Raw genomic sequence first — 24,686 nt, forward strand, 5'->3', positions numbered from 1 at the left:
TTTTATAACCAGCCGTATTTTAACTTATCAAACAAACAAGCTAATTTTTTAAAGTAAGTTGCATAACTTGAATGGTCAGAGTTGATTTTCTCAAGATTTGCAAAAGGAAAATCGCGTGTAATATCAAGATTAAGTTTATCCCAAAGAAATGGGATATAAATCGTAGCAGACTCTGGAGTACTGGGTTCAATTATATATTTTACATCCTTACCTTTGAACTTTCTTACATAGGATCGTAAGATAGGTGTGCAAGAATCAGACGTTGTAATCTTGATTTCAGGTTCTCGCTATGGTTATGAACAGTTATAAGGGTTATTTGCCACTCATGAGAAAGCATTAGAAGCCCGAACTACTATGCAACTGATTATCTTTGTTCAGTCAGATATTGAGCCTGAGCCGAAAAAAGCAAATCTGATAAGTGAAGTGAGTTGTTGGTAGATAGGGATTTTCTGAGAGGAATTTACTTCCGCGGAAGATCTTTTTGAGAAGTCCATTAAGGCTATTAGTCAGTTACAGCTTGCTCATGCACAATCACCAATGGACCCAGAAGGATCGAAAAGCCGAGCCATTCGGAATTTGCCAAATGACACTAAAGTTATTTTCACAGCTCAGTTAAATTGCACATATCTGTGACAGCAGGTCCTGATACTACAATCATTCGTCCTGCTCAAATAGATTCAATAAAACTTGTAGATATGATTTTGCAGGAGACACTTTTTTGAAATAATACGGGTAAAGTGCAATTTTCTACAGGCAATCTGATTTTAATGAGAGCTTAGACAATGTCTAGTTATGTGTCAGCCAGAATAAAATCGGGAAATGCACAACCTCGTTAAACTTTCTCCGTAAGGGGACATACTATTGATTTCGTTCACGCCAATGCAATCAGTTGGACAGCCGGTAATTCTTGAGGAAACTGTGAATGAAACGTTATCGAGAGGTTTTGACTTCACCTCCTCACTTCTGTCAGAGATGGATAGCACGCAACGATTGACTCATGTTGTTCCTGCCGTAAGCATAGCGGGAACATCTTCTGCTGGCTGGCTTACTATTGCTGAGCATCAGGCTAGTCCAAACTCAATGCAGTCTTTAGGTATGGGTCAAAGTAAGGAGCCTGTGCTTTTAAGTCCAGCTCACATTGTGAGACAGTCTTTTGCCTTAACATCAGACCGAAAATCCTACGTCGAGGACTTTGTAGCCCTTCTGAGACGTATGTGAAAAGAGCAAAGGTATTAAGATTGCTGCGAACCCTATGACTTGCTGATGGTAAAACGATGGTTAAACCACTGCCTTTTCATGTTGATACCGCGGTATTGATCACTGGCTCGACTCCCGCCAGCCCACCAATTTTAGTCAAACTTCCCCTGACAGTAGCTTTTAAACGGTTACAGATTGCAGGATTCACCTTAAATTAATGATATAATTCATGTTATCTAATTTATTGTGGAACTAAGGAAGAAGGATGAATAGAGACATCCAGGTACTAAGGTGTATCGCAATTATCTTTGTGGTTTTTGTCCATGTCGGCATGATCATCCCGGAGAACTTTCAACAGCTCTACAAAAAGGTCGACAGCATTTTTCACACCAACATGGGGGTTGAGTTATTTTTTGTCATAGCGGGATATTTCTTATCTCACTCACTCTCTAAATATCAAGTTCCCGATCGAAAAAATGGATTTGAAAAAATACTCATATTCTCGATAAATAAATTTAAGAGATTGTTTCTACCCGTATATTTTTGGGCGGCCATTCCTATGGTAATGGCATTGTTAACCAGAAACACCGATCTCTGGTATTCTCCAGACGTTATGATTCAAAAGTTTCTATCAACCGTTGCGTGGATGAGGGATTTCAGCGAGGCGGTCAGCCAGAACTCGTTTGGTTATTTTTGGGCGGTGTCTCTTGAGATGCAGACATTTTTAATTTTTGCCGCAGTATATATTTTAGCCGGAAAAAGAATTGCAGTAGCTCTATCTGTTGTCATTTGCTTTATTATGACACTCTACCGACCAGGCGGAGAGCAGTTCTGGTGGTTCAGGTTTGATCCTGTTCTCTTCGGTGTGATTGCTCACTACGTGCTTCATGATTCTATAGGTCTTAACAGGATTAAGGAGTTAACTAAATGCAGCAAAGTGAACAAGGCGTTTATTTCATCTCTTCTGATACTGTGCCTTGGTGCTACATATAATTCCTTAAAACCCCTGACTCACTTTGTTTCAACGTCAGGTTCACTTATTTCATGCGTGATGCTTATGCTTGCAGTGAGTGAGAATTCATTCTACACATTCCTGCCATCCGCCATCAATAAAGTGACGACATTTATTGGAGACAGAAGTTTCTCACTGTTTTGCTGCCATATACCTTCGTGGTTATTGGTAAGGCAATTATTTGAGGGTCTTCAAATAAACGAGGATTACCTTTTTTTAGCTCAGGTGGCAGGCATGATTATTTTTACAGAATTGACATTTAAACTCCTTGAGATTAAGCCAAATAAGCGGGTATTTTAGGCCATTCAATACCAGGTGCTTTTGATGTGTCGACACGAGTTAAACGCACCCTATATTTTTTCCATTCCAAAAGCCGATCCTTCTCTTCTTCTGTCGCCATATCAGTTTTACAGCATTCTGAAGAACAGCTACTTTCTGTGAAATCTCGTCCATTAGTGCCTTTTGCGCACGTTTGCCTCGCTTAAGTAATCGACAACAGGGTCTTGCAGTATGGGTAATTCCCTGCCACTGGGGGTGACTATTTTTCCGTTTGACTGTCCAATCATCAGATAATTGTAGTGCTCAACGGTAAATAAGACCAAAGACCTGGAAAATGAGAATCATCGTCTGAAGCAGATGTTTGCCAATCTGAGCCTTGAGTGCCGGGCGCTGAAGAATGTGACCGAACAAAACTCTGAAACCCGCAGTGAAGCAGGAGCTGGCCACATATATTGTTCAGACATTTTCGCTGAGTGTCCGGCAGGCCCGCCGGGTGCTGTCGCTGAGCCGAACGGTTTATCATTATCGCCCGGACTCAGAACGTGATGACCCATTATCAGTGCGCTTCAGCAGGCGGCTGAGCGTTATCCACGCTACGGTTTCAGCAAGCTGTTCCGGCTACTGCGCCGGAATGGACACCCGTGGAATCACAAGCGTGTGCACCGGATATACTGCCTGCTGAAACTGAATTTCAGGCGTGAAAGAAAAAACGCTTACCTGCCGCAATGCGGAACCGCTGGCGGTGCCGGCATCGTTGAACCAGAGCTGGTCGATAGAATTTATGCACGATGCACTGACGTGTGGACGGCGGTTTCGTACTTTCAACGTCGTAGACGATTTTAATCGTGAGGCACTGGCGATTGAAATTGACTTTAAACTGCCCGCACAACGCGTAATCCGGGTACTGGATCGTATTGCATACAGCCGGGGCTATCCGCTGAAGCTGCGGATGGACAATGGCCATGAGTTTATTTCTCTGATGCTGGCTGAATGGGCAGAAACCCGGGAAGTAGTACTGGAATTTATTAAACCGGGCAAACCGACCCAGAATGCGTTTATTGAACGTTTTAACCGCACTTAACGGACAGGTAACCAGAATTCTTTATGGATAGTCTGGGCCTGTTTACCAGGCTCACTTTGCTTTAGCGCTAAAGCGGTGGGCCCTTGTTCGCCTGTGACTCTGACAACGGGTGAATGGCTGGTGGATGCGACTAACACCCACCAGCCGCCCATTTCACAGCTAAGAATTGCCCGTTACAGGCAGCGTTTGTTCATTTCCCCGTCAGCACCCTCAATCGCCATCCCTGCCATAACAAGCTGGGTCAGCATCAGCTGGCAGCGCCCCACGCTTATACGCATAAGGTTCGCCAGATATTCAACCGACTTCCAGTGTGTGTTATTGAGACAGCAATAAAGAATATTCGCGGAACATGTTATATCCTGCTGTTTTAACATGTCTTTTATACGTTCCGTGTCTGATATCATACAGATAACTCGTGTTCAATTTAACAGCAACTCATTTATCGCTTTCAGAATAAAAAAAGCCCCGGCAGAGGCCAGGGCTGTCAATTTTTACGATGGTAAGCTGTTGTCGTTGTCACCACCCTTAACACGTTACAATACTTTTTGCGTAACGCAGCAGAATTATTTACTATTGCAGCGCGATTGCCTTGAATAACTGAGTATTATGGCCAGCTGACGCCATGCTCAAACTCAACGGAGAACGGATGCATGGCACGTCAGATTGCGCCTGGTTACTGTATTGTCGAACGTCCGGGAAACCTGGATTTCCAGGCGCGGGAGCTGTTCAGGGATACCCGCTCCCCTGCGGCCAGCCTGTTTATGAAACTCAATGCTGATACACAGTGGCTAAAGCCCGGTCAGATACTGATAGTGGCCGATCCGGATACGACCGCACCTGTCACTACGCAGATGCTGCACAAACTCAGGCAGGCAAAACAAAATACCAATAACGCCCTTATCGGCGTCAGCGCAGAGGATGCCGGCTTTCTTCAAAAGCACTACGGCATGATTGCCGGACTGACCAGCGCCGGTGATAAAATATTTGGCACTGCGGGAGACGTGGGAGAAAAGTATTTTTCTGCCATTGAGCAGACCCTGAAGAAAATCGAAGCCAGCTATCAGAACCAGTACCGCACGCAGGGTACGCTCATCGGTCAACAGTTTTATGCTGAGCGCAATCAGCTACTGCATCAGTTAAAAGAGCTGGTCAACAAGCCACTGGTCAAATCCCTTGCCCGCCACTCCGTTAAATTCAGGCCCTACGAAGATATGCGCAGAGCGCTAAATCTCTCCAGTCGTTCTATTGTGCATGAATGGTCAACGGCCGGCGTCACTGGCATACCGGGTTATTCCACCTATGTCGGCAACGCCGCAAAAGCCGCGCGCTTCCTCAAGTACGGGGGATATATTGGCATCGGGTTCGCTTTTGCCGGAACGACTAATGACGTGGCGGATACCTGCACCAAAGGGCGTGAAGGTGAATGCGGGAAGATAGCTATTAAAGAATATACTGAATTCGCAACCGGTACAGTTACAGGGATCGCTGGAGGCGCCCTGGGTGCATCTGCTGGTATGGGCATTTGCGTTGCGGTAGGCATAGTAACCGCTGGTGCCGGAGGTGTTGCTTGCGCCGCTGTGGGTTCACTGGTCGGTGGAACTGTTGCCAGTTCTGCAAACGATTATATTATTGACAGATGGTTAAACTAGCATGAAAAGTATGATTTATTACACCGGGCTTGTATTTGCTATCGTTCCTTTCTTCATTCTTGTTATACAGTTCTTTATTTTTTCTATCAACAACAAAAAATATAGCACTTTGTTATCCATGTATCACAGTAACGAATTTCAACTCCCTCCCCTGTACCAATTTTACGGCTCAATGGGATTTTTTGGTTCTTTTGGAATGGCATACTTTTTTTCAAGAATTAAAAAAGGGAAAAAAATAATCTTCCAACCCAAAGAACACCTTGATATTTCCAACTTTCTGAGACGTGTTGACGTGAACCTCACTAAGTGGATCGATACTTATTATTGTATGTCAATTGCAGCAATGATTTTGTACATGATTTTTGTTGTAATGGTCCTGATAAAAATGGTTGTTACCTAACGTTAAAAGCCCACAAGGTGGGCTATTCCTTCCTTCATTAAGTTAACTGTCCATCTCCAGCTCAACGTACAGCATCGCCAGTCAGCCATCCATAACCCCTTCCGCCATCCGGAACTTTATCCGGACCATGCCTTCTGACAAGTACGGGTGGAGGCATGGCTGGTGGTGCCTGGGGCAGTAGCGCTAAGGTAGGGGTTTGTGCTGCAGTCGGCGTTGGCGGCGTAGCATGTGCGGCAGTCGGATCTGTCGCCGGTGGTTACGCTGGTCGTGTGGCTGGCGAGAAACTCTTCAACATGAGTACTGCCAGGCGGACTGTATGGCGGTGCAGCAATGATAGTTGTCTGTGCTGGCGCAGGGATCGTCACAGCCGGAGTGGCAGGTGTTGCATGTGCAGCCGTGGGGTCAGTGATTGGAGGGCATATGGGAAGCACAGGCGCAGAAGCAGCAATCAACAAAGTGATAGAATTGTACAGGCAGTGACTGGAGAGGGACAACGCCATATGATGTCGCTATCCGTATTAGCGCCTCATTCATACTAATTAGTTTATTTTGATCTCCTCACGCTAACCTGCTTAAATAATTTATCTTTGCATTACAGGTGAGTCGCTTTGTCCGTCCTGAACATTCCCCTGCTACCGCCGTTTATCACTCACGCCTCCCTGCAACCGCTCGACGGCCACCCTTGCGTTGATCGGCTCGATGTGCGTTTCGACGCCGGCCATTTCACGCCGTCGCTGTTCAGCACGCTAGATATTCCCTGCCCCGCTCATCTGGAGCGCTCGGTAAACAAGCGCCGGGCGGAGTATCTGGTCAGCCGCTACGGCCTGCAGCAGGCATTGGCCAGCCTGGGCATTGCGCGTTTTGTGCTGGGTAATGATGAAAATCGCGCACCGATCTGGCCAGCGGGAATAGCCGGCTCGCTGTCGCACACCCACCAGCAGGTTTGCGCTTTGCTCACGCGCGATGACAATCTGCTGCTGGGGATTGACTGTGAACAAATGATGACGCTGGATACCGCCAGCGAGATGCAAAGTATGCTGATTAATCAGCGAGAAAGAGAGCGACTTGAGCAATGCTCACTGCCGTTTAACCACGCGCTGACGGTGGTTTTTTCGTTAAAGGAGAGTCTGTATAAAGCGCTTTATCCGCGCCTTAAGCAGTTTATGGATTTCAGCGCGGCCGAAGTGATGGAGTGCTACCCCGATATGCAGCAGGTTAGTCTGCGTTTAACGCAGACGTTTTCCGCTGAAATGGTGGCTGGCAGGGTGTTCACGGGTCATGCCGTGCTGCAACCCGATCGGGTAATGACTTGGGTTGTCGAACCGCAGCCACGCTGAAAGCAGGCAGCTGTCGCTTTCCTGTAGCATGCTGATGGCGGTAACGCACCAGACAGGTTTCGCCTGCAAGGCGGCTGGCAGTCGGGTCTTAAAGGTCCGGGGTAAAAGGCTGAACAACGCTGCGCCCACCGGGTACTGAGCCAGCCGCAGCAACTCCGAACCCGTCATTTTGCGCCAAAGTCCTTTTATTATCAGGGAGTACAAGCCCCTACGCCATATCATCTCTTCGATGTATCGGTACGCTGCACCGCATCCAGCGTCGCCTGCTCACGCTCAATGCCGGTCAGTTCGGTCAGAACCCCTGCGCGCATCTCCAGCAGCCGGTCGGCATGGAGGAAATAGTGGTCATCATGGCTAATGGCAAATACCGTTTTGCCCATTTCTCGCAGCCACGGCAGCAGCTCACGGTAGAAGATACGCCGGAAATGCGGGTCCTGATCCGCAGCCCACTCATCCAGCAGCAAAATATCGCGCTGTTCGGCGGTGGCCAACAGCAGCGCCAGCCGTTTAGTCTGACCTTTAGACAGCTTAAGGTTCAGTACGCGGTTGCCCTCCAGCTCAATTTTGTCCTGCATTTGCAGGCGCACCAGCCAGTTCTGCACCAGCGCCGGATCGGCCGGCTGTCCGCGATCGTCCATCAGGCGGTCAAAAAGATGCACGTTGGTGAATACCGCCGAGAACAGCCGTCGGTAGCTCTCCATTGCAGAAGGATGCACCACCCGGCCATCGAGCAGGATTTTCGCCAGAAACCGGCTGATAAAGCCCGGTGAGCAGCATCGCCAGCGTTGACTTGCCGCTGCCGTTGCCGCCAATCAGAAACACCAGCTCACCGCGTTTCAGCGTCAGGTTAACCGGCCCGACGTTAAAACCGTGGTTTCCGTAGTGAAACGACAGATTGCGCAGCTCCAGCGTTTGCCAGCTTTTCGCCGCCGACGGCGGTGGGAAATCAGCCTGATATGCGGCCAGCTTAAAAGTACTGAGTTTGTTTAACGCCACCTGTGCGCTCAACAATGTTGGCAGCGCGCCGACCGCCGACAGCATTGGGGTGCGCAAAAACAGCAGAGTAATACCGTAAGTGGCCGCGACAGCGGTATCTGCCCAGCCAAGACCGTTTGCCAGCCAGAAGGCCAGCCCGATGGCCCCCAGCATCATGATATTTGACCAGTTTACCGCGCTAAGATGAAAGGTGTCGGCGCGCACGATATGATGACGGTAGGTTTTCGCATCTTCGCCGTACACGTTATCGAAGATTTGCTGCGCGCGCTGGCGATTCAGCGCCAGCTCTTTGCACCCTTCAATGATGGTCTGGAAGTCAGTGTAAAGGCGATCTTCAGTATCGCGCAGCGTTGCCATATGCCGGTAGACGCGCGCCACCAGCAGCCAGCCACCGATAATAGTGATCGTCACCCATATTGCGGTGACCAGCAGCATTTTGGCTGACAGCCAGCCGAGATAAGCCGCTGAAGCAACGGTCAGGATAATTCCCTGAATAAGCTCAGGCAGACGCACAAAGGCTAAAGTGATATTGCGCACATCACTGGTCAGTGCCGCCAGCAGACTGGCGCTGCCAACCTCCTCAATGCGCTCGACCCGGGTATCAAGGATGCGTTTGATAAACTCACCCCGCAGACGATAGACAAAATGGTGCCCAAGCAGGGTGAGCGCCAGCTGAGAGCCAAGCGTGACCGCCAGCAGCAGCAGCAATAAGCCAAGAAACTGCGGCAACACCCCTGGTGAAGAATTCAGGCTAACGATCAGTTCGCGATTGATAAAGGCGATCAGGCCAATGCCCAGCGCGGCGCTGAACAGGCTTAGCACGATGACCAGAATAAACGGCCAGCGATACTGTTTATAAACGATGTGAAGCAGCTCCATCAGGACATCCCGCCAGGTAAAAAGCAGCCCGCAGTGTAATCAGAACGCCGATGAGATCAAAATCAATTCTTACCCGTGATGAATGCAGCCGAGTTCTGGCCCGCGCAACGGAAAGTCAAATTAAAACGAAATGCCCCGGTCAGGGGATGAATTCCGGCTTTGAGCGGCAAAATGCCGTGATAGCGCAAACGCGACGGCCCGCCCCACACCACCACATCGCCGTGTTCCAACAGCACGCGCCGGCTGGCGTCACTCCGTGTAAACCCGCCGAATAAAAAGACCGCCGGCAGCCCGAGCGATACCGAGACAATCGGCTGACGCAGATCGCGCTCGTCTTTATCCTGATGCAGGGTCATCTTCGCGCCCGACTCATAGCGGTTTATCAGGCAGGCGTCCGGATCAAATCCCCCAAACCCCGCCTCGCGCGCGCATTCCTGAGCCAGCTGGCGGAACGGCGGCGGCATCGCCGGCCAGCGCTGCCCGCTGGCCTCATCCAGCGTGCGGTAATGATACCCGCGTGAGTCGCTGGACCAGCCGAGGTCGCCGCAGTTGGTCATCGCAACCGACATACGATGCCCCCCCGGCGTAATGCAGTGACGAAACGCATTGCGGGCAGCAATATCTTTAATCTCCGCCATCAGCCGTGGCGCGATATCACGGGCGCGGCGGCGCAGGATCAGCGCGCCCTCGGCCAGCGGTTCTTGCCAGGGTTCGTCTTCTGCGAACAGATCGAGCATCCTGGCTCCTTAACTATCGCTGCGGGATGGAGACGAAATGAAAGCCGCAAACTGAGGCGACATCCAGCGGGTAAATTCATCACCCTGCTTGAAAATCAGGTAGACCGCCAGTTTATGACGCAGCGCCAGCGCTTTAGCCCGCTCAGGCCCTGATACCATCAGTGCGGTATCCCACCCGTCCGCTTCCAGCGCAGTGGTGGCAATCACCGTGGCAGAGACCAGCTTATGCTGGATCGGCCGCCCGGTTGCCGGGTCAATAACGTGGGAAATACGCTTGCCGTCCAGTTCATAGTAGTTACGGTAGCTGCCGGAGGTGCTGATACCATGCCCCTGCAAATCAACGATGGCCTGCACCGCGTTTTCACGATCGGTCGGTTTCTGGATCGCCACCTGCCAGGCCTTACCCTGCGCGTTTTTACCCCGTGTCAGTACCGCGCCTCCGACAGAGACAAGATAGTTAGTGATGCCCTCCTGTTCCATCAGCCGTGCCAGATGGTCAGTGGCAAACCCTTCGCCAACGGTGGAGAGGTCAACGTACAGCTCCGGCAGGTCTTTTTGCAGATACGATTGATCAGCACGATTTACCACCTGTAAATGGGACGGGCCGGTTAGCGCCCTGGCGGTATCAATCTGCGGCTGCGTCGGGGTTTTCAGCGGCTGCCTGGTCGGGCCAAACCCCCACAGATTCACCAGCGGCCCAATGGTAATATCCATTGCGCCGCCAGTCTGCTGGCCTATACGCAACGCCTGAGTGACAATATCGGCCATCTCCGCGCTGACCGGCTGTGGTTCACTGCCGCGATATTGATTAAAGCGTGACAGCACCGAGTCACTTTTCCAGGTGGATAACTGGCGATCGTCGTCGTCGAGACGCTGCTGTATGGCAATTTGCAACGCCTTTTGCCGGGACGGATCCACTTCGGCGAGGCTTACCCGCCAGATTGTTCCCATTGTGTGCCCTTGCAACACTACTCTTTCAGGTCCTGCTGATAACTGAGAGTCGTTACAGGACGCCAGCAGGTAAACCACGAGAAAGCTTGTAAAACACCGCCAAGAATTGTTCATTTATTTTCTGCAACCTTGATTAAAAGCTGGTATCAATCATGCAACTTCGCCGAAAAAAGGGGATTCCACCCCCTTTATCTCCCCTTAATTACATATCACAATAGCCTCAGGCTGAACGCAAACAGCGCCCTCATTCCATCTTTACTGGAGAGCCAAAATGATTTTTTGCCTACTGCTAGTGATAGCAGTTGCTGTGATTATCTTTGCGGGCTATAAGCATTACAAGCATACCCGCATGAAACGCCTGCACGGCCCCTATCAACGTTAGCAGCGGGCCAACCGGCCCGTCTTCATCCTGAGGCACCACTTCGGCACAGGCTGCACCTGATTAATGCAGACAGGATGCCACCAACAGCCTGACTGTCCCTCATCTCATACTTTTGCAGCTGGCACGTTTAGTGCTTCTCCCCTGCTGACGTTAAATAAGGCGAGGAGCATGATATGCACAATAAAAATCAGCTGAAAGACAACCTGAAGCAGCAGCGGCTGCTCCGTTTCTTATCCTTTACTCTTGGTGGCGTCGGTCTGGAAGGCAGCTATCTGCAAGCCGCAGAGGAAAAACGGGTGAAAAAACTTGCGGGCGATATTCTGGCCTGATTCAATCCAATTTCGGCAAGGTGCAATTCATGATTGCGTACCACGGCATCGGCGATGCTTGCCCGTTGCGCGCAAGAGTCGGGGCGATGAGATGACGCCCTCCGGCACAGGCTACATAAAGGTTTTCATAGCAGACAAAAACGCCCGTTGCATTGCATGCATTGGGCGTTTTTTTAACGTTCAGCCATCGCCGGAAGACCGGTTCAGATCAAAACTGATACACGAGACCCACAGCCATCACATTGTCGGTATTGATGCCGGCCGCTTTAGTGAAGTCATTTTTATCCAGCAGGTTGATTTGGTAATCAACATAGGTAGACATGTTTTTGTTGAAGTAGTAAGCCGCACCTACTTCAATGTACTGCTTCAGGTTCTGGCTTCCCCAGTTCTGAATATCGTCACCGCGCGATGTCACATAGGAGAGAGAAGGACGCAGGCCAAAGTCAAACTGGTATTGTGCCACCAGCTCCCAGTTTTGCGCTTTATCCGCAAAACCATACGCGGCCAGGTTATTGCTGCTGCCGAAACGCGTCGCGTTGAAAGATTTGGTATACAAGGCCGCCAGGTACAAGTCTTTGGCGTCATACTTCAGACCACCGGAGTAAGCTTCTGCTTTATCACCCTTACCTGATAGCGCCCCCCGGTTCTGGGTATCGGTACGATCGGCTGAAAACATCGCAGCACCGGCGCTGAAACCGGGAGCCAGCTCGTAAGTGGCGGACAAACCATAGCCGTCACCATTTTGCGCAACAGCACTGCGGTTACCGGCAACTTCGGCGTTGCTATCGTTCTTGCCCTGATACTGAATGGCAAAGTTCAGGCCATCAACCAGTCCAAAGAAATTGTTGTTACGATAGGTCGCCATGCCGCTGCCGCGCTGGAACATGAAGTTGTCCGCACCGTAAGTATCCCCGCCGAACTCCGGCAGTACGTCGGTCCAGGCTCCGATGTCGTAGAGCACGCCGTAGTTACGGCCATAATCAAAGGATCCCGCATCGCCGAACTTCAAGCCGGCGAAGCCAACGCGGGTGAAGCTGTTAGCTGTACCCTCTGCTTCAGTGGTGTTCAATGCCGCCTGATACTCCCACTGGCCGTAGCCGGTCAGGAGATCGGAAATCTGTGTTTCGCCTTTAAAACCAAGACGCATATACGACTTGTCGCCATCTGAATCAGAATTGTTGGAAAAATAGTGCAGGCCATCAACTTTGCCAAACAGGTCAAGCTTGTTTCCTTCTTTATTATAAATTTCAGCCGCACCTGCTGAACCAGCAGCCAGCAGTGCAGGAACCATCAGGGAAAGAACGCGAAGTTTCATTTTACTACCTCTTTATTATTAGCTTTATAATGCCACTGCGTGCTCAACGTCAAATTAAGCACAGAGCGTCATATTAAGCAGCAAAGGCTAATAATCCACCGGGAAAATGATACTAATTTTCCAAAAGTGTTTCATACAGACATGAAGTCATTGCGATATGTGTAAATACAAGAAACTTCTGAGTGAGAGGGCAGACGGGATCAATGACACAAAAAAGTGAAAAAATAATGAAATCATTACTTTTCATGTAGTTAGTTTTAAAACTACATTATAGGCACTGAATGATAAAAATTTCATGATACTAGAAGTTATTATTTCCCCGCTATCATCATTTTTATTTCATAATTACCTTCGTTTCCCGAAATGAACTGTACGACTTAGTATTCACGCCAGGCTTAATGCCTGGCGTTTTTTTTACGCTTACCTTTATCCTGCGACAGGATCATACAATGACTGAGTCAGATATTTCGTGTTAACACCCGATCAAAATCAGACAAAAAAATATACTTTATACGGGAAAAAGACATCACCTTGGTGGCTTATTCTAAGAATAATTAACCCTACCTGCTTCCGGGGCTAAATCCAGACGGGAAAACGGGTTTGTCTGTATTCCTGCACGGGCGTGATGAAAGTTTCACAACGTTAATACTAAGCAGCATGATGAGAGCCACCGTCTGAGAACGGCCATGCACAGCATTTGCCGGGGATTTATGCCCATTGAGTTTCTGGCTGAGATTTATAAGCGGATGTGTGGTGTGCCCGGATGCGCATCAGGAGAGCTTAGCCGCGTTGCTTCACCGTGAAAGCCACGTTTGCCCATGCCTGCCATCACCGGAGGTTACAGGCGCGAGGATGATTCACTTTCCCCTTTTTGCTCAGATGACTGAGCCAGTTTCCATAAGATAATTTCATCCAGTCAACGGCTGATTGAAGTGCCTTTAAAGGAATATTCCGATAAACAAGAGGAATTATTTAGGTTATTAAGCTAGCACAATTCACAAGGTTGGACTAATGCCTCTTCAACTAAGGGATTTTCTTTTTAACTGGTCGTACTTGTGATAGAAGTTGGCACTGATTACATGACACGCACATGGATAAAATGTATAAAATGGACGTTCGGGCTTTTGTGAGTGGATCACGGGTGACTCAAGATGCGCCACGCGCACCAGGGTTATTTGCTGACATTGGCGAGTTATCCGGCCACTCTGTCTGTCACCGTGCCGTTGCCAACGGCCGTGTCATGCTGCTGCCATTTCTGTCAGCCGTCCTGCCTGCTGGCTGGAGCCTGGCTCATGCCGTGATGATTTTTGCCGCCCATAACGCGCTGCAAGCATTGCCCGATGCGGCGGGGAAGCGCTATGGAATGGCGTCAACTTTCACCGTTTCGTCTATTACAATCACAGGACATACGGGTATTCTGACCGTCCCAATGGCGGTCGGAATAATCTTATTTTTTGCCAGCCGCTCTTTGGCGTTCCGCACCACGGCCTGGCTACTTTTAGTTGTGGTGGCCAACGCCCGACTGATTACAAGGTAATTGGGGTTACAGCATGTTGCCATATAAATTTCCGCTAACTTCCGGCAATGTAACACGATTTTTTGTGGTGTTTATCCTGGTGCTGATACTGGCCACCGGATTTATGATCCACAATGCGGTTAACGCCTGGTTAACGGAAAAGCGTTATGCTGTGGAAGACATCACTCATGCCATGCAAAAACGCATTGATGCCTACCGTTTGGCCGCCTGGCAGATTTATGAAAATCTGGCGGCCAATGCTGTTGGTAGCGCAACAAACAGCAGTTTGCGGGAAACCCCTCTGCACCCGGATGTCTATTATGTAGACAAAACCCGGCGTAAAACCGAAGCGCTGATTTTTGGTCCGCATGAAAGTACCGCGCTGGATATGTCGCAGCGCATGTCCGGGTACCTTGATACCCTTTGGGGAGCGGAAAACAGCACCTGGTCAATGTATTTTCTCAATGGCCAGGATAACAGCCTGATCCTCATCTCCACTCTCCCGCTGAAAGATATGACAATACGCGACAAAGATAATGCCATCAGCAATATCGTTGAAGCGCGCCGCGCAGAGATGCTGCAGATGGCCAATGCGCTGGATGAGCGCGAGAGCTTCTCACCATTACGTCGCTTTACATGGCAAAACGATCACTATTTTACCGTGCGCACGACTTTTAATCAGCCAGGCCATCTGGCTACCGTGGTCGCTTTTGATCTGCCGGTTAATGACATTATCCAGCGCAATATGCCGCTGGATAATTTCCAGTTGAAGCAGGATGCTGCCCCGCTCCCTGAAGAGGGAGATAATCCGGGGGGCAGCACGCATATCACTTGGATGAATCCGAATATTGCCATTGCTGCCGCCCTGCCCGGTACCCCACTTCAGCTTATTTATCGCGTCCCGATCACCGTCCTGGTGGCTGATATCATGCGTAATCTGCTATGGCCGCTACTGGCTAATCTGGGGCTGCTGTTACTGTCGCTGGCGGGTTTGTCCCTGCTGCGCCAGCAGTCGTTGCGCCCGAGTGAAAATCTGAGCTCAGAACTGGAAGCGGCGCGGCTGCTAAATGAAGAAATCGTTGGCAGGCTACCACTCGGGCTGCTGGTGTATGATTTTGTCAATAACCGCACCATCATCAGTAATAAAGTTGCCGATCATCTGTTGCCTCATCTTAACCTGCAAAAAATTATCAATATGTCCGATCAACATCAGGGCGTGTTGCAGGCTACGGTCAATAACGAAGTCTATGAAATCCGCCATGCGCGCAGCGAACTGTCACCGCATACACAGCTGTTTATGATGCGCGATCAGGACCGGGAATTGCTGGTAAATAAAAAATTGCAGAAAGCCCAGCAGGTATTAGATAAAAATCACCTGTCGCGCCAGCAATTGTTACAGCATCTGGGCCAGGCGTTGCAGCGCCCGTTACATACCGTGATTGCCAATTTACAGCTGCTCGGCCACAAGCAGGAGTCTGAGCAGCTGGACGCTTCTCTGGAGGCTTCCCAGGCCCTGAGCCGTCTGGTCGACGATATCGTTTTGCTTAATCAGTTAGAGACCTTCGATTGGACGCCGGATATCAGCAGCTTCAAACTGCAATCCCTGCTGGATGAGCGGGTGGGCGAAATCCTGCCGATGATACGGCGTAAAGGGCTGTCGCTGACCATTGCCAATCACCTCAACAGCGATGAAACGCGCTTTGGCGATCGTAAAGCCTTTGCCAAAATCCTCTCTACTTTGCTGCATTACGCCGTCACCACCACCAACTGGGGGCGGATAAGCGTCACCGTCACCTCTCCCACCGATCGCCTTGATCGGTTGCTGATTGAGATTGTAGATACGGGAGCGGGACTGTCCGCTGAAGAGATGGCCAACGCTGAATTTCCTTTTCTCGGTGATACTTATCAGGATCGCTACGGCCAGGCGTCGGGAATGGCTTTTTTCCTCTGCAAGCAACTGTGTAAACAGCTGGGGGGGCACCTGGAGATTGGCGCTCGTGCGGATATTGGCACGCGCTATAACATCGAACTTCAGGCTCCGCTGGAGCCACAACAGGACCATGAAGAGAAGCTTTTAGACGGGGTTAATGCGCTGATTGATATTACCGTTGAGGACGTGCGTAAAATCGTCGTTCGCCAGTTAGAAAACTGGGGGGCCAGCTGTATCACTCCCGACGAGCGCTTCTCCGGTCAGCTGCACGATGTTCTGATCACTGACCAACCAGAACATTTAGCCCCATGGTCACTACTGGTCACGGATGACGAACCCGGTTTTACCCCGCTAGCTGGAAACCAGTATCGGGTAAATTTCAATATCAGTCAGGCAATGCAGGATGCGTTGCTGATGCTGATTGAACAACAGCTGGCGCAGGATGAGCTGGCTGACGATGGCGCTGAGCAGCAGGACACTGCTCAGTTGTTTGCCAGTGGCTACCTGCAGCTTTTTATTGAGACAGTACCAGATGATATCAAGAGACTGTATAATGAAGCTGCAAACAGGGATTACAGTACGCTGGCGCAGACCGCACATCGGCTGAAAGGTGTGTTTGCCATGTTAAATTTATCACCCGGCAAGCAGCTTTGTGAAACTTTAGAGCGTCACATTCAACATTGTGATGAAACTAACATTAAAAATACCACCAGTGAAGTTGACACTTATGTCAAAGATCTCCTGCAGCAAGGTAACCAATAATATGAATAATCTGAATGTCATTATTGCCGACGACCATCCTATTGTTCTGTTCGGCATTCGTAAGTCACTCGAGCAAATTGAGTGGGTCAATGTGGTTGGCGAGTTTGAAGACTCTACGGCGTTAATTAACAGCCTGTCCAAACTCGATGCTAACGTGCTGGTCACCGACCTTTCGATGCCTGGCGAAAAATACGGTGACGGCATCACGCTGATCAAATACATCAAACGCCATTATCCTGACCTGTCGATCATTGTTCTGACCATGAACAACAACCCGGCCATTCTTAGCGCCGTACTGGATCTTGATATCGAAGGCATCGTGCTGAAACAGGGTGCGCCAACTGACCTGCCTAAGGCACTGGCAGCCTTGCAGAAAGGCAAAAAGTATACCCCGGAAAGCGTGGCGAAACTGCTGGAGAAAATCAGCGCGGGTGGTTACGGTGATAAGCGTTTGTCACCGAAAGAGAGCGAAGTTCTGCGCCTGTTCGCCGAAGGTTTCCTGGTAACCGAAATTGCCAAGAAGCTTAACCGCAGCATTAAAACCATCAGCAGCCAGAAAAAATCAGCGATGATGAAATTAGGAGTAGATAACGATATTGCTTTGCTTAACTACCTGTCATCAGTAAGCATGACGCCGGTAGATAAATAAGGTTTTGTCCGCGCTAAATGTGCCGTGGCGGCCTTATCAAAAGTCGATCTCACCGTCTGTAAGGGGCATACGCCATAACAAGGCGGCCCTGTTTTCTTGAAAATCCGCCGTATTACGGCGGGTTCACCCTTACCGCAACCTGTTACTTAGCGCTTCCCGGCTCTTTCTTACCCGCCCGGCATAAAATGACAATGCCTGCTGCAATGTTTCCATCGTGACCGGTTTGGACAGACAATTATCCATTCCGGCTTCGATACAGCGCTGTTTCTCTTCCGCTAACGCATTGGCCGTTACGCCTATCACCGGGAAGGTTTTACCCAGTTCACGCAGGCGCTGCGTGAGACGATAGCCATCCATATTCGGCATATTGACATCGGTCAGCACAATATCTATCTCGTTGCGGCCAATCACGTTGAGCGCATCAACACCGTCCTGAGCGGTTTTCACCCGGTAGCCCAGCGATCCGAGCTGATCGGACAATAACATGCGGTTGATCGGATGGTCGTCTACTACCAGGATGAGAATATCGTCGTTTCCAACGTTTTCACCGGCTTTCGTCAGCACCGTCTGTGTGCCTTCAGGCACTGCCACCTCGACCCGATAGATGCGCCCCAGCAGTAGCGGCAGTTCATTAGGAGTGGTCGTTGAGCAAATCCATCGCCCGGGTGCCAGCTCTCTTGGCGCGTCGTTATGACACCCGTCAAAGCGGATCACCGCACGCACGCTCTGTAGCGGCTGGAACTCATGATCGCTAATAATGATGTCGTCAGCCGCCGCCTGACCTTCATAGTTCTCAACCTGCATCCCATGCTCATGCAGTAAACGGCTAAGGAAAGTGGCCAGGCTGGCATTACGCAACTGTAGCCAGCACTGCTTACCCTGCAGGCCATCACGCGGTTCCAGCGTCACCACCCGGCTGTTATAAAGCGGAATGCGAATGATAAACTGACTCCCCATGCCCGGCTCCGACTCTACCTCAATATCACCATCCATCATGTTCATTAGTTTCTCGCAGATCGCCAGCCCCAGCCCGGTGCCCTGGAAATGACGCTGAACGCCGCTACCGACCTGGAAAAAAGGATCAAACAGGCGCGTAATTTCCTTCGCCGGTATCCCAACCCCGCTGTCGCGCACGCGAAAAGCCAGATAGTCGCCTTTGACATAAGCCTGGAGGATAATACCGCCAGTATGGGTGAATTTAATCGCGTTATTAAGCAGGTTAGAGATGACCTGCTGCAAACGCATCGGGTCACCTTCCAGAAGCACCGGCACATCGCTGTCAATAAAGCACCACAGCGTAAGGCGTTTTTTCACTGCCATCGCCAGATAATTTGCGGTGATATGAGCAATCACTTCTCGCGGTGAGAATTCTCGTGGTTCAATCTTCAGTTGCTCCGACTCAATCTTAGAGAAATCAAGAATATCGCTGATAATTTTCAGTAGCAGGCTGGAAGAGTTGTTCATCGCCGTCACCAGCGAATCGGCACCGGCTGGCAGCGCTTTGGTTTTTAACAGGTCGAGATTACCAATGATCCCGTACAGCGGGGTGCGAAGTTCATGGCTAACGGTCGCCAGGAACATGGATTTAGACTGGCTTGCCTGCTCTGCCTCTTGAGCAATCTCGTGCAGAGACTGTTCCATTTTCACACGTGCGCTGACATCAACCAGTACGCAAATCGCCACGTTCTCATTACGATAGCGTGAATGGACAAAACTGATTTGCAGGTTGGTATTACTGCCGGTCAGGACATCAACAAAATTGACCTGTTGCCCGCAGATCATTTCGGTCAGGCGCAGTCTGTCTTCCTGAGTCAGCAATGTCAGATAGTTATGCGCCAGTTCGTTGCTAAGAATATTGGTGCCGTCGCTGGTGCGCAGAATGCAGATCCCCACCGGCGCCGAGGCCACTATTTTGCGGTTAAATTGCTCCTGTTCTTCCAGACGATAAGCATTCTCTTCCGCGGGCAGGAACATTCTGCGTTCGAACAAGCGGGCAAAAATAAACAGGAGTATGGCGCTGATCAGATTGAGCAGGACAGAATTAACCATCAGCATTTTCAACCTGTCAATCATTGCGCTGGTCGAAACGGCATAAACCACGCTGAGCGAAGAGGACGGCAGCTTCTTTTTCATTATCAGCTGGCTGTAACCCGAAATATAGCCAAACCATACGGCATCACCGGGCAGGTCTTCTGCTGAAAAGCTCTCTGAGCCGCGCTCTGAAGAAAGGATAAGCCTGTTGTTCTGGTCGACCAGCATTGCCGTCATCGGCAGGCTGCCGGGCGTCATCAGATCTTCTATGCGGACACTCTGCTCAATCCCCAGCAGCGCAGTGACGTTATTGGTGAGGTAGACCGGGGTGATCATGTAGTAGTTACCAACGCCCGGCTGCACCGCCGGAGCAACCCACGACAGGTTATTTTTGCGCTCTTCTTTAGAGCCATTACGGTAGATGGAAATCCGCTCACGCAACACTTTCATCATTCTGCTACGGTCTGCTGGCATCGGCGCCAGATCGAAGCTGGCCAGGCACTGATCTTCTTCGCCAACGAAAAGCACCCTGTTAAGACGAGTGGTGGAAGCGAAGTTATCTCGCCAATAGTCAAGAAAATAACTGAAGGAACCCAGGGAGTTATACAAAGTATGACGCGTAGAGTTACAGTCTGATGCGGCATACAGCGGTTCGATCTGTGGCTGCAAGAGCGTGCGGGGATGGAGATCGCCGCCCCACAGATTGCCGCTGTTTCCTGAAGCATTGAGGTGGTTGTCAGCAATAAATTTTATCTCTCGCATCACATCCATCGAGTGGCGGACATACCACTGAGCCTGCTGGTAGCTGGCAGTGAAATCATGCCGAACCTGAGATTCTCTTTCTCGTAATAAATTATTATTGTAAAAGACAGTCAGTAGTGCTCCCAGCGTCCACAGCATCATTGCCAGAACGCGGAACAAGTAGCGAGAGATCTTTAACGTTGTGCGAAACGAGACAGGATATTTCAAGCGTAACCCACTGGCAGCCATAGCGGACAAAAGAAAAAATGAGTGCCGATACAGTAGCGCCGGGAGGCAGAAAAAGCCAGTTATCCCGGCCATCCTGCGCAGATATTGACGGCACTTTCATCCTGTTCCCAGGCGTATAGTGCCGCTAAGAGGGCATTTCAACGGTCATGCGACGCAGCGCATGGCCAAAACCAGCATTAGTCAGCAAACCCGGGCTTTCCATCGCCTTAATCACTGACTGCTGACCACGGCTTAGCGGCGAACAAGCTGCCCTGCATGCGCCAGAACGCCATTGCGGCAGAACCTCTCTGTCCGTAGCTCAACCCCTTGCTTTATGGTATCTGCAGGCAGATTAAAATACCCTTTAGCCACATTCAGTGATAAAAAAAAACCGGTTCAAAAGAACCGGCTCTGTTTTCGGACTGGGGTTTAACGCTTACTCGTCGTCGGCTTCAGGTGATTCGTCATCGGTGTCCACTTCAGGGGCGATATCATCGTCCCCTTCCGCAGCGCTGCCGTCGATAGCGTCGAGCTCTTCTTCGGCAACCGGTTCGGCCACACGTTGCAGCCCTACCACGTTTTCGTCTTCGGCAGTGCGGATAAGGATAACGCCCTGGGTGTTACGCCCTACCACGCTGACCTCGGACACGCGGGTACGTACCAGCGTGCCGGCATCGGTGATCATCATGATCTGATCGCCATCGACCACCTGCACCGCACCGATAACCGGCCCGTTACGCTCGGTTACCTTGATCGAGATAACCCCCTGAGTCGCACGCGACTTGGTGGGATATTCGACGTTAGCCGTTCGTTTACCGTAGCCGTTTTGCGTCACGGTCATGATAGCGCCATCATCACGCGGCACGATCAGCGACACCACGCGGTCGCCTTCAGCCAGCTTGATGCCGCGTACGCCGGAGGCGGTACGGCCCATCGTACGCACCGCGCTCTCCGCGAATCGCACCACTTTACCGGCGGCAGAAAACAGCATCGCTTCATCACTACCGTTCGTCAGCGACACGCCGATCAGTTCATCGTCATCACGCAGATTGACGGCAATAATACCGGCGCTGCGCGGTCGGCTGAAGTCAGTCAGCGCGGTTTTCTTCACCGTTCCGCTGGCGGTAGCCATAAAGATATTCCAGCCTTCGGCATATTCACGCACCGGCAGAATTGCAGTAATACGCTCGTTGGCTTCCAGCGGCAGCAGGTTGACGATAGGACGCCCTCGCGCACCACGGCTGGCTTCCGGCAGCTGGTAAACCTTCATCCAGTACAAACGGCCCCGGCTGGAGAAGCACAGGATCGTGTCATGGGTGTTGGCCACCAGCAGGCGGTCAATAAAGTCTTCTTCTTTGATCCGTGCCGCCGACTTACCTTTACCGCCGCGGCGCTGCGCTTCGTAATCAGACAATGGCTGATACTTAACGTAGCCCTGATGCGACAGGGTGACAACCACATCTTCCTGGTTGATCAAGTCTTCGATATTGATATCGGCCGTATTGGCGGTGATTTCGGTGCGGCGTTTGTCACCGAACTGATCGCGGATCAGCTCCAGCTCTTCACGGATCACTTCCATCAAACGCTCTGAACTGGCCAGAATACGCAGCAGTTCGGCAATCTGTGCCAACAGATCTTTGTACTCATCAAGCAGTTTTTCGTGCTCAAGGCCGGTCAGTTTCTGCAGGCGTAAATCAAGGATCGCCTGGGCCTGCTGCTCGGTCAGATAATACTGCCCGTTGTGAATGCCGTACTGCTCTTCCAACCACTCAGGGCGCGCGGCGTTGTCGCCCGCACGCTCCAGCATGGCAGAAACGTTACCCAGTTCCCACGGGCGGGCAATCAGGCCCGCTTTGGCTTCCGCTGGCGTTGGTGCGGCACGGATCAGCTCGATAATTGGGTCAATATTGGCCAGCGCCACGGCCAGCGCTTCAAGGATATGGGCGCGGTCACGCGCTTTGCGCAGTTCGAAAATGGTACGGCGGGTGATGACTTCCCGGCGATGACGCACGAAGGCTTCAAGGATATCCTTCAGCGGCATGATTTTTGGCTGGCCCTGATGCAGCGCCACCATGTTAATGCCGAAAGAGGTCTGCAATTGCGTCAACGAGTAGAGATTGTTCAGCACCACCTCGCCCACCGCATCGCGTTTGACTTCAATCACGATACGCATACCGTCCTTGTCGGATTCATCGCGCAAGGCGCTGATGCCTTCCAGACGCTTCTCTTTCACCAGCTCGGCGATTTTCTCAATCAGGCGCGCCTTGTTCACCTGATACGGAATTTCATGCACGATGATCGTTTCGCGGCCGGTTTTAGCATCAACTTCAACTTCACCACGGGCGCGGATATAAATTTTGCCGCGGCCGGTACGATAGGCTTCTTCAATGCCACGACGGCCGTTGATGATGGCGGCGGTCGGGAAGTCCGGGCCGGGTATATGCTCCATCAGGCCTTCGACGGTAATATTTTCGTCAGCGATGTAGGCCAGGCAGCCGTTGATCACCTCGGTGATGTTGTGCGGCGGGATATTGGTCGCCATACCCACGGCGATCCCAGAAGAACCGTTAATCAACAGGTTCGGGATGCGGGTTGGCATCACTTCAGGGATCTGTTCGGTGCCGTCATAGTTCGGCACGAAGTCAACGGTCTCTTTTTCCAAATCCGCCAGCAGTTCGTGAGCGATTTTGGACATGCGCACTTCGGTGTAACGCATCGCTGCGGCGGAGTCGCCATCGACGGAACCAAAGTTGCCCTGACCATCGACCAGCATGTAGCGCAGCGAGAATGGCTGCGCCATACGTACGATGGTGTCATAGACGGCGCTGTCGCCATGGGGGTGATATTTACCGATAACGTCGCCGACGACACGGGCGGATTTTTTATAAGCTTTGTTCCAGTCGTTACCGAGCACGTTCATAGCGTAAAGCACACGGCGGTGAACCGGCTTTAAGCCATCACGGACATCTGGCAGCGCACGGCCAACGATGACCGACATTGCATAATCCAGATAGGAGTTCTTTAACTCTTCTTCGATATTGACCGGTGTAATTTCGCGGGCGAGGTCGCTCATGGACGCGCTTTCCTTTCTATTTAATCCCGGATTCAAAGGTGCGAAAGTATATCACATTGCGTCCTGGTGGTGAATGGAAAGCGTGGCTGCAGGCGCTCAATTACTTTCTGTATGATTAGCTTAGCGCTGTTCTGCCCATCACAAAGCGTTAAGATGTATACTGCAACCCACTTTGGCTGGAGTGATACCCCAATGAAAACAGAACAAAATACAAACGCGTACAACGTTGACAACAGTGAAATCGCCAAGTTTGAAGCAGTCGCATCACGCTGGTGGGATCTGGAAGGTGAATTTAAACCGCTGCACCGCATTAATCCGCTGCGCCTTGGCTGGATTTCACAACATTCTAACGGCCTGTTTGGTAAAAAGGTGCTGGATGTCGGCTGCGGTGGCGGGATCCTTTCCGAAAGCATGGCGCGTGAAGGGGCAAATGTCACCGGGCTGGACATGGGGGCGGAACCGCTGCAGGTCGCGCGTTTGCACGCACTCGACAGCGGCGTGACCGTGGATTACGTCCAACAAACGGTAGAAGAACATGCCGAACAGTTTGCCGGGCAATATGATGTGGTCACCTGCATGGAGATGCTGGAGCACGTCCCGGACCCCCGTTCGGTGGTACATGCCTGCGCCCGGCTGGTGAAACCGGGTGGCGAGGTGTTTTTCTCCACCCTCAACCGCAACAGCAAATCATGGCTGATGGCGATTATCGGCGCGGAATACGTGCTGCGCATGGTGCCTCGCGGTACGCATGATATTAAGAAGTTCATCCGTCCGGGAGAACTGCTCAACTGGGTGGATGAAACGCCGCTGCGTGAACGTCATATTATCGGCCTGCACTATAATCTGCTGACCAACCGTTTCAAGCTCGCACCCGGCGTTGACGTAAACTATATGGTGCATACGCACCGCGCGATGAATGGCTAATTTATCCTGTTATTTTCATCTGGCGGGGGAATCTCCGCCTGATGAAATGTCAACGGTGCTTATCAAACACGGGCTATTTCCGCCTGTTTTCGTTCGCCCACCTTCCCTAAGCTGCACGTACTTATACCTTATGCTGTTACTGGCGATGAGGGACATTCAAGGCGCGCATTTTTCCGGCAAAGTAAAAGTTGCCGGTTGCCTGGCTGAACAAGAAACCCGCGCCTGGTCAAAAAACTAAAAATATTCTTAACCCATTGACAACGACACAGGCCCTTGAGAAACGCGGAC

Annotated in this window: 14 protein-coding genes and 2 pseudogenes; 9 read left to right on the top strand and 7 right to left on the bottom strand. The window is 50.9% G+C overall.

The features are described from left to right. Positions 1 to 1,462: 1,462 nt before the first annotated feature. A complete protein-coding gene (locus tag JGC47_RS11055) occupies positions 1,463 to 2,509 on the top strand; it encodes an acyltransferase family protein (RefSeq protein ID WP_004158507.1) in 1,047 nt (348 codons plus the stop codon). Here JGC47_RS11055 and JGC47_RS18010 read toward each other — a convergent pair. Further along, complete coding sequence (locus tag JGC47_RS18010; protein WP_080515488.1) at positions 2,484 to 2,609, bottom strand: tail fiber assembly protein; 126 nt, start codon at positions 2,607 to 2,609, stop codon at positions 2,484 to 2,486. The two genes, JGC47_RS11055 and JGC47_RS18010, sit on opposite strands and share 26 nt — an antisense overlap. 182 nt (positions 2,610 to 2,791) lie before the next feature. Here JGC47_RS18010 and JGC47_RS11065 point away from each other — a divergent pair. The 3 genes and pseudogenes from JGC47_RS11065 to JGC47_RS11080 all read left to right on the top strand — a co-directional run. Further along, positions 2,792 to 3,566, top strand: a pseudogene (locus tag JGC47_RS11065) (IS3 family transposase); the annotation flags it as partial. Positions 3,567 to 4,219: 653 nt separating this feature from the next. After that, positions 4,220 to 5,218, top strand: coding sequence for a hypothetical protein (locus tag JGC47_RS11075; RefSeq protein WP_004158517.1), 999 nt, complete (start codon positions 4,220 to 4,222; stop codon positions 5,216 to 5,218). A gap of 1,008 nt (positions 5,219 to 6,226) precedes the next feature. Further along, positions 6,227 to 6,955: a 4'-phosphopantetheinyl transferase family protein gene (locus tag JGC47_RS11080; protein WP_004158518.1), complete on the top strand. Its 729-nt coding sequence runs from the start codon at positions 6,227 to 6,229 to the stop codon at positions 6,953 to 6,955. Positions 6,956 to 7,173: 218 nt separating this feature from the next. Here the strand turns inward: JGC47_RS11080 and JGC47_RS11085 are convergent. From JGC47_RS11085 to apbE, 3 genes and pseudogenes are all read right to left on the bottom strand, one after another. Further along, positions 7,174 to 8,830, bottom strand: a pseudogene (locus tag JGC47_RS11085) (multidrug ABC transporter permease/ATP-binding protein). A 62-nt stretch (positions 8,831 to 8,892) separates the two neighbouring features. Continuing rightward, positions 8,893 to 9,567: a DNA oxidative demethylase AlkB gene (alkB, locus tag JGC47_RS11090; protein ID WP_004158527.1), complete on the bottom strand. Its 675-nt coding sequence runs from the start codon at positions 9,565 to 9,567 to the stop codon at positions 8,893 to 8,895. A 9-nt stretch (positions 9,568 to 9,576) separates the two neighbouring features. After that, the gene (apbE, locus tag JGC47_RS11095; RefSeq protein WP_004164544.1) at positions 9,577 to 10,632 is read right to left on the bottom strand and encodes an FAD:protein FMN transferase ApbE; all 1,056 of its coding nucleotides are present in this window, start codon (positions 10,630 to 10,632) and stop codon (positions 9,577 to 9,579) included. A 441-nt stretch (positions 10,633 to 11,073) separates the two neighbouring features. On the opposite strand from apbE, the gene JGC47_RS11100 reads away from it, so the two are divergent. Next, positions 11,074 to 11,229, top strand: a complete 156-nt coding sequence (locus JGC47_RS11100) for a hypothetical protein (RefSeq protein ID WP_004158532.1) — start codon at positions 11,074 to 11,076, stop codon at positions 11,227 to 11,229. Positions 11,230 to 11,437: 208 nt separating this feature from the next. On the opposite strand, the gene ompC is transcribed toward JGC47_RS11100, so the two are convergent. Next, the gene (gene ompC, locus JGC47_RS11105; RefSeq protein ID WP_004158535.1) at positions 11,438 to 12,544 is read right to left on the bottom strand and encodes a porin OmpC; all 1,107 of its coding nucleotides are present in this window, start codon (positions 12,542 to 12,544) and stop codon (positions 11,438 to 11,440) included. A 1,090-nt stretch (positions 12,545 to 13,634) separates the two neighbouring features. On the opposite strand from ompC, the gene JGC47_RS11110 reads away from it, so the two are divergent. Genes JGC47_RS11110 through rcsB form a run of 3 tightly spaced genes read left to right on the top strand, consistent with a single transcriptional unit; the run spans position 13,635 to position 17,401 of the window. Then, positions 13,635 to 14,081: a hypothetical protein gene (locus JGC47_RS11110; RefSeq protein WP_004162607.1), complete on the top strand. Its 447-nt coding sequence runs from the start codon at positions 13,635 to 13,637 to the stop codon at positions 14,079 to 14,081. 13 nt (positions 14,082 to 14,094) lie between these two features. After that, positions 14,095 to 16,752, top strand: coding sequence for a phosphotransferase RcsD (rcsD, locus tag JGC47_RS11115; RefSeq protein ID WP_004158542.1), 2,658 nt, complete (start codon positions 14,095 to 14,097; stop codon positions 16,750 to 16,752). Position 16,753: 1 nt separating this feature from the next. Further along, a complete protein-coding gene (gene rcsB, locus JGC47_RS11120; RefSeq protein WP_004158545.1) occupies positions 16,754 to 17,401 on the top strand; it encodes a response regulator transcription factor RcsB in 648 nt (215 codons plus the stop codon). 129 nt (positions 17,402 to 17,530) lie between these two features. Here the strand turns inward: rcsB and rcsC are convergent, their stop codons facing one another. After that, entirely contained in the window at positions 17,531 to 20,401 is a 2,871-nt protein-coding gene (gene rcsC / locus JGC47_RS11125; RefSeq protein WP_013036119.1) for a two-component system sensor histidine kinase RcsC, read from the bottom strand. 436 nt (positions 20,402 to 20,837) lie between these two features. Then, complete coding sequence (gyrA, locus tag JGC47_RS11130; RefSeq protein WP_004162608.1) at positions 20,838 to 23,474, bottom strand: DNA topoisomerase (ATP-hydrolyzing) subunit A; 2,637 nt, start codon at positions 23,472 to 23,474, stop codon at positions 20,838 to 20,840. 192 nt (positions 23,475 to 23,666) lie between these two features. Between gyrA and ubiG the strand changes: the two genes are divergently transcribed. Further along, entirely contained in the window at positions 23,667 to 24,398 is a 732-nt protein-coding gene (ubiG, locus tag JGC47_RS11135; protein ID WP_004158553.1) for a bifunctional 2-polyprenyl-6-hydroxyphenol methylase/3-demethylubiquinol 3-O-methyltransferase UbiG, read from the top strand. Positions 24,399 to 24,686 lie beyond the last annotated feature (288 nt).

Origin of the sequence: Erwinia amylovora, assembly GCF_017161565.1 — a bacterium.
GTDB classification, from domain to species: domain Bacteria; phylum Pseudomonadota; class Gammaproteobacteria; order Enterobacterales; family Enterobacteriaceae; genus Erwinia; species Erwinia amylovora.

Bases quoted from the DNA above. Each gene is read 5' to 3' on its own strand.
- apbE (WP_004164544.1), bottom strand. From the start codon at position 10,632: ATGAACAATTCTTGGCGGTGTTTTACAAGCTTTCTCGTGGTTTACCTG.
- JGC47_RS11075 (WP_004158517.1), top strand. From the start codon at position 4,220: ATGGCACGTCAGATTGCGCCTGGTTACTGTATTGTCGAACGTCCGGGA.
- alkB (WP_004158527.1), bottom strand. From the start codon at position 9,567: ATGCTCGATCTGTTCGCAGAAGACGAACCCTGGCAAGAACCGCTGGCC.
- ubiG (WP_004158553.1), top strand. From the start codon at position 23,667: ATGAAAACAGAACAAAATACAAACGCGTACAACGTTGACAACAGTGAA.
- JGC47_RS11100 (WP_004158532.1), top strand. From the start codon at position 11,074: ATGCACAATAAAAATCAGCTGAAAGACAACCTGAAGCAGCAGCGGCTG.
- ompC (WP_004158535.1), bottom strand. From the start codon at position 12,544: ATGAAACTTCGCGTTCTTTCCCTGATGGTTCCTGCACTGCTGGCTGCT.
- JGC47_RS18010 (WP_080515488.1), bottom strand. From the start codon at position 2,609: ATGGCGACAGAAGAAGAGAAGGATCGGCTTTTGGAATGGAAAAAATAT.
- JGC47_RS11055 (WP_004158507.1), top strand. From the start codon at position 1,463: ATGAATAGAGACATCCAGGTACTAAGGTGTATCGCAATTATCTTTGTG.
- rcsD (WP_004158542.1), top strand. From the start codon at position 14,095: ATGTTGCCATATAAATTTCCGCTAACTTCCGGCAATGTAACACGATTT.
- rcsB (WP_004158545.1), top strand. From the start codon at position 16,754: ATGAATAATCTGAATGTCATTATTGCCGACGACCATCCTATTGTTCTG.
- JGC47_RS11110 (WP_004162607.1), top strand. From the start codon at position 13,635: ATGGATAAAATGTATAAAATGGACGTTCGGGCTTTTGTGAGTGGATCA.
- gyrA (WP_004162608.1), bottom strand. From the start codon at position 23,474: ATGAGCGACCTCGCCCGCGAAATTACACCGGTCAATATCGAAGAAGAG.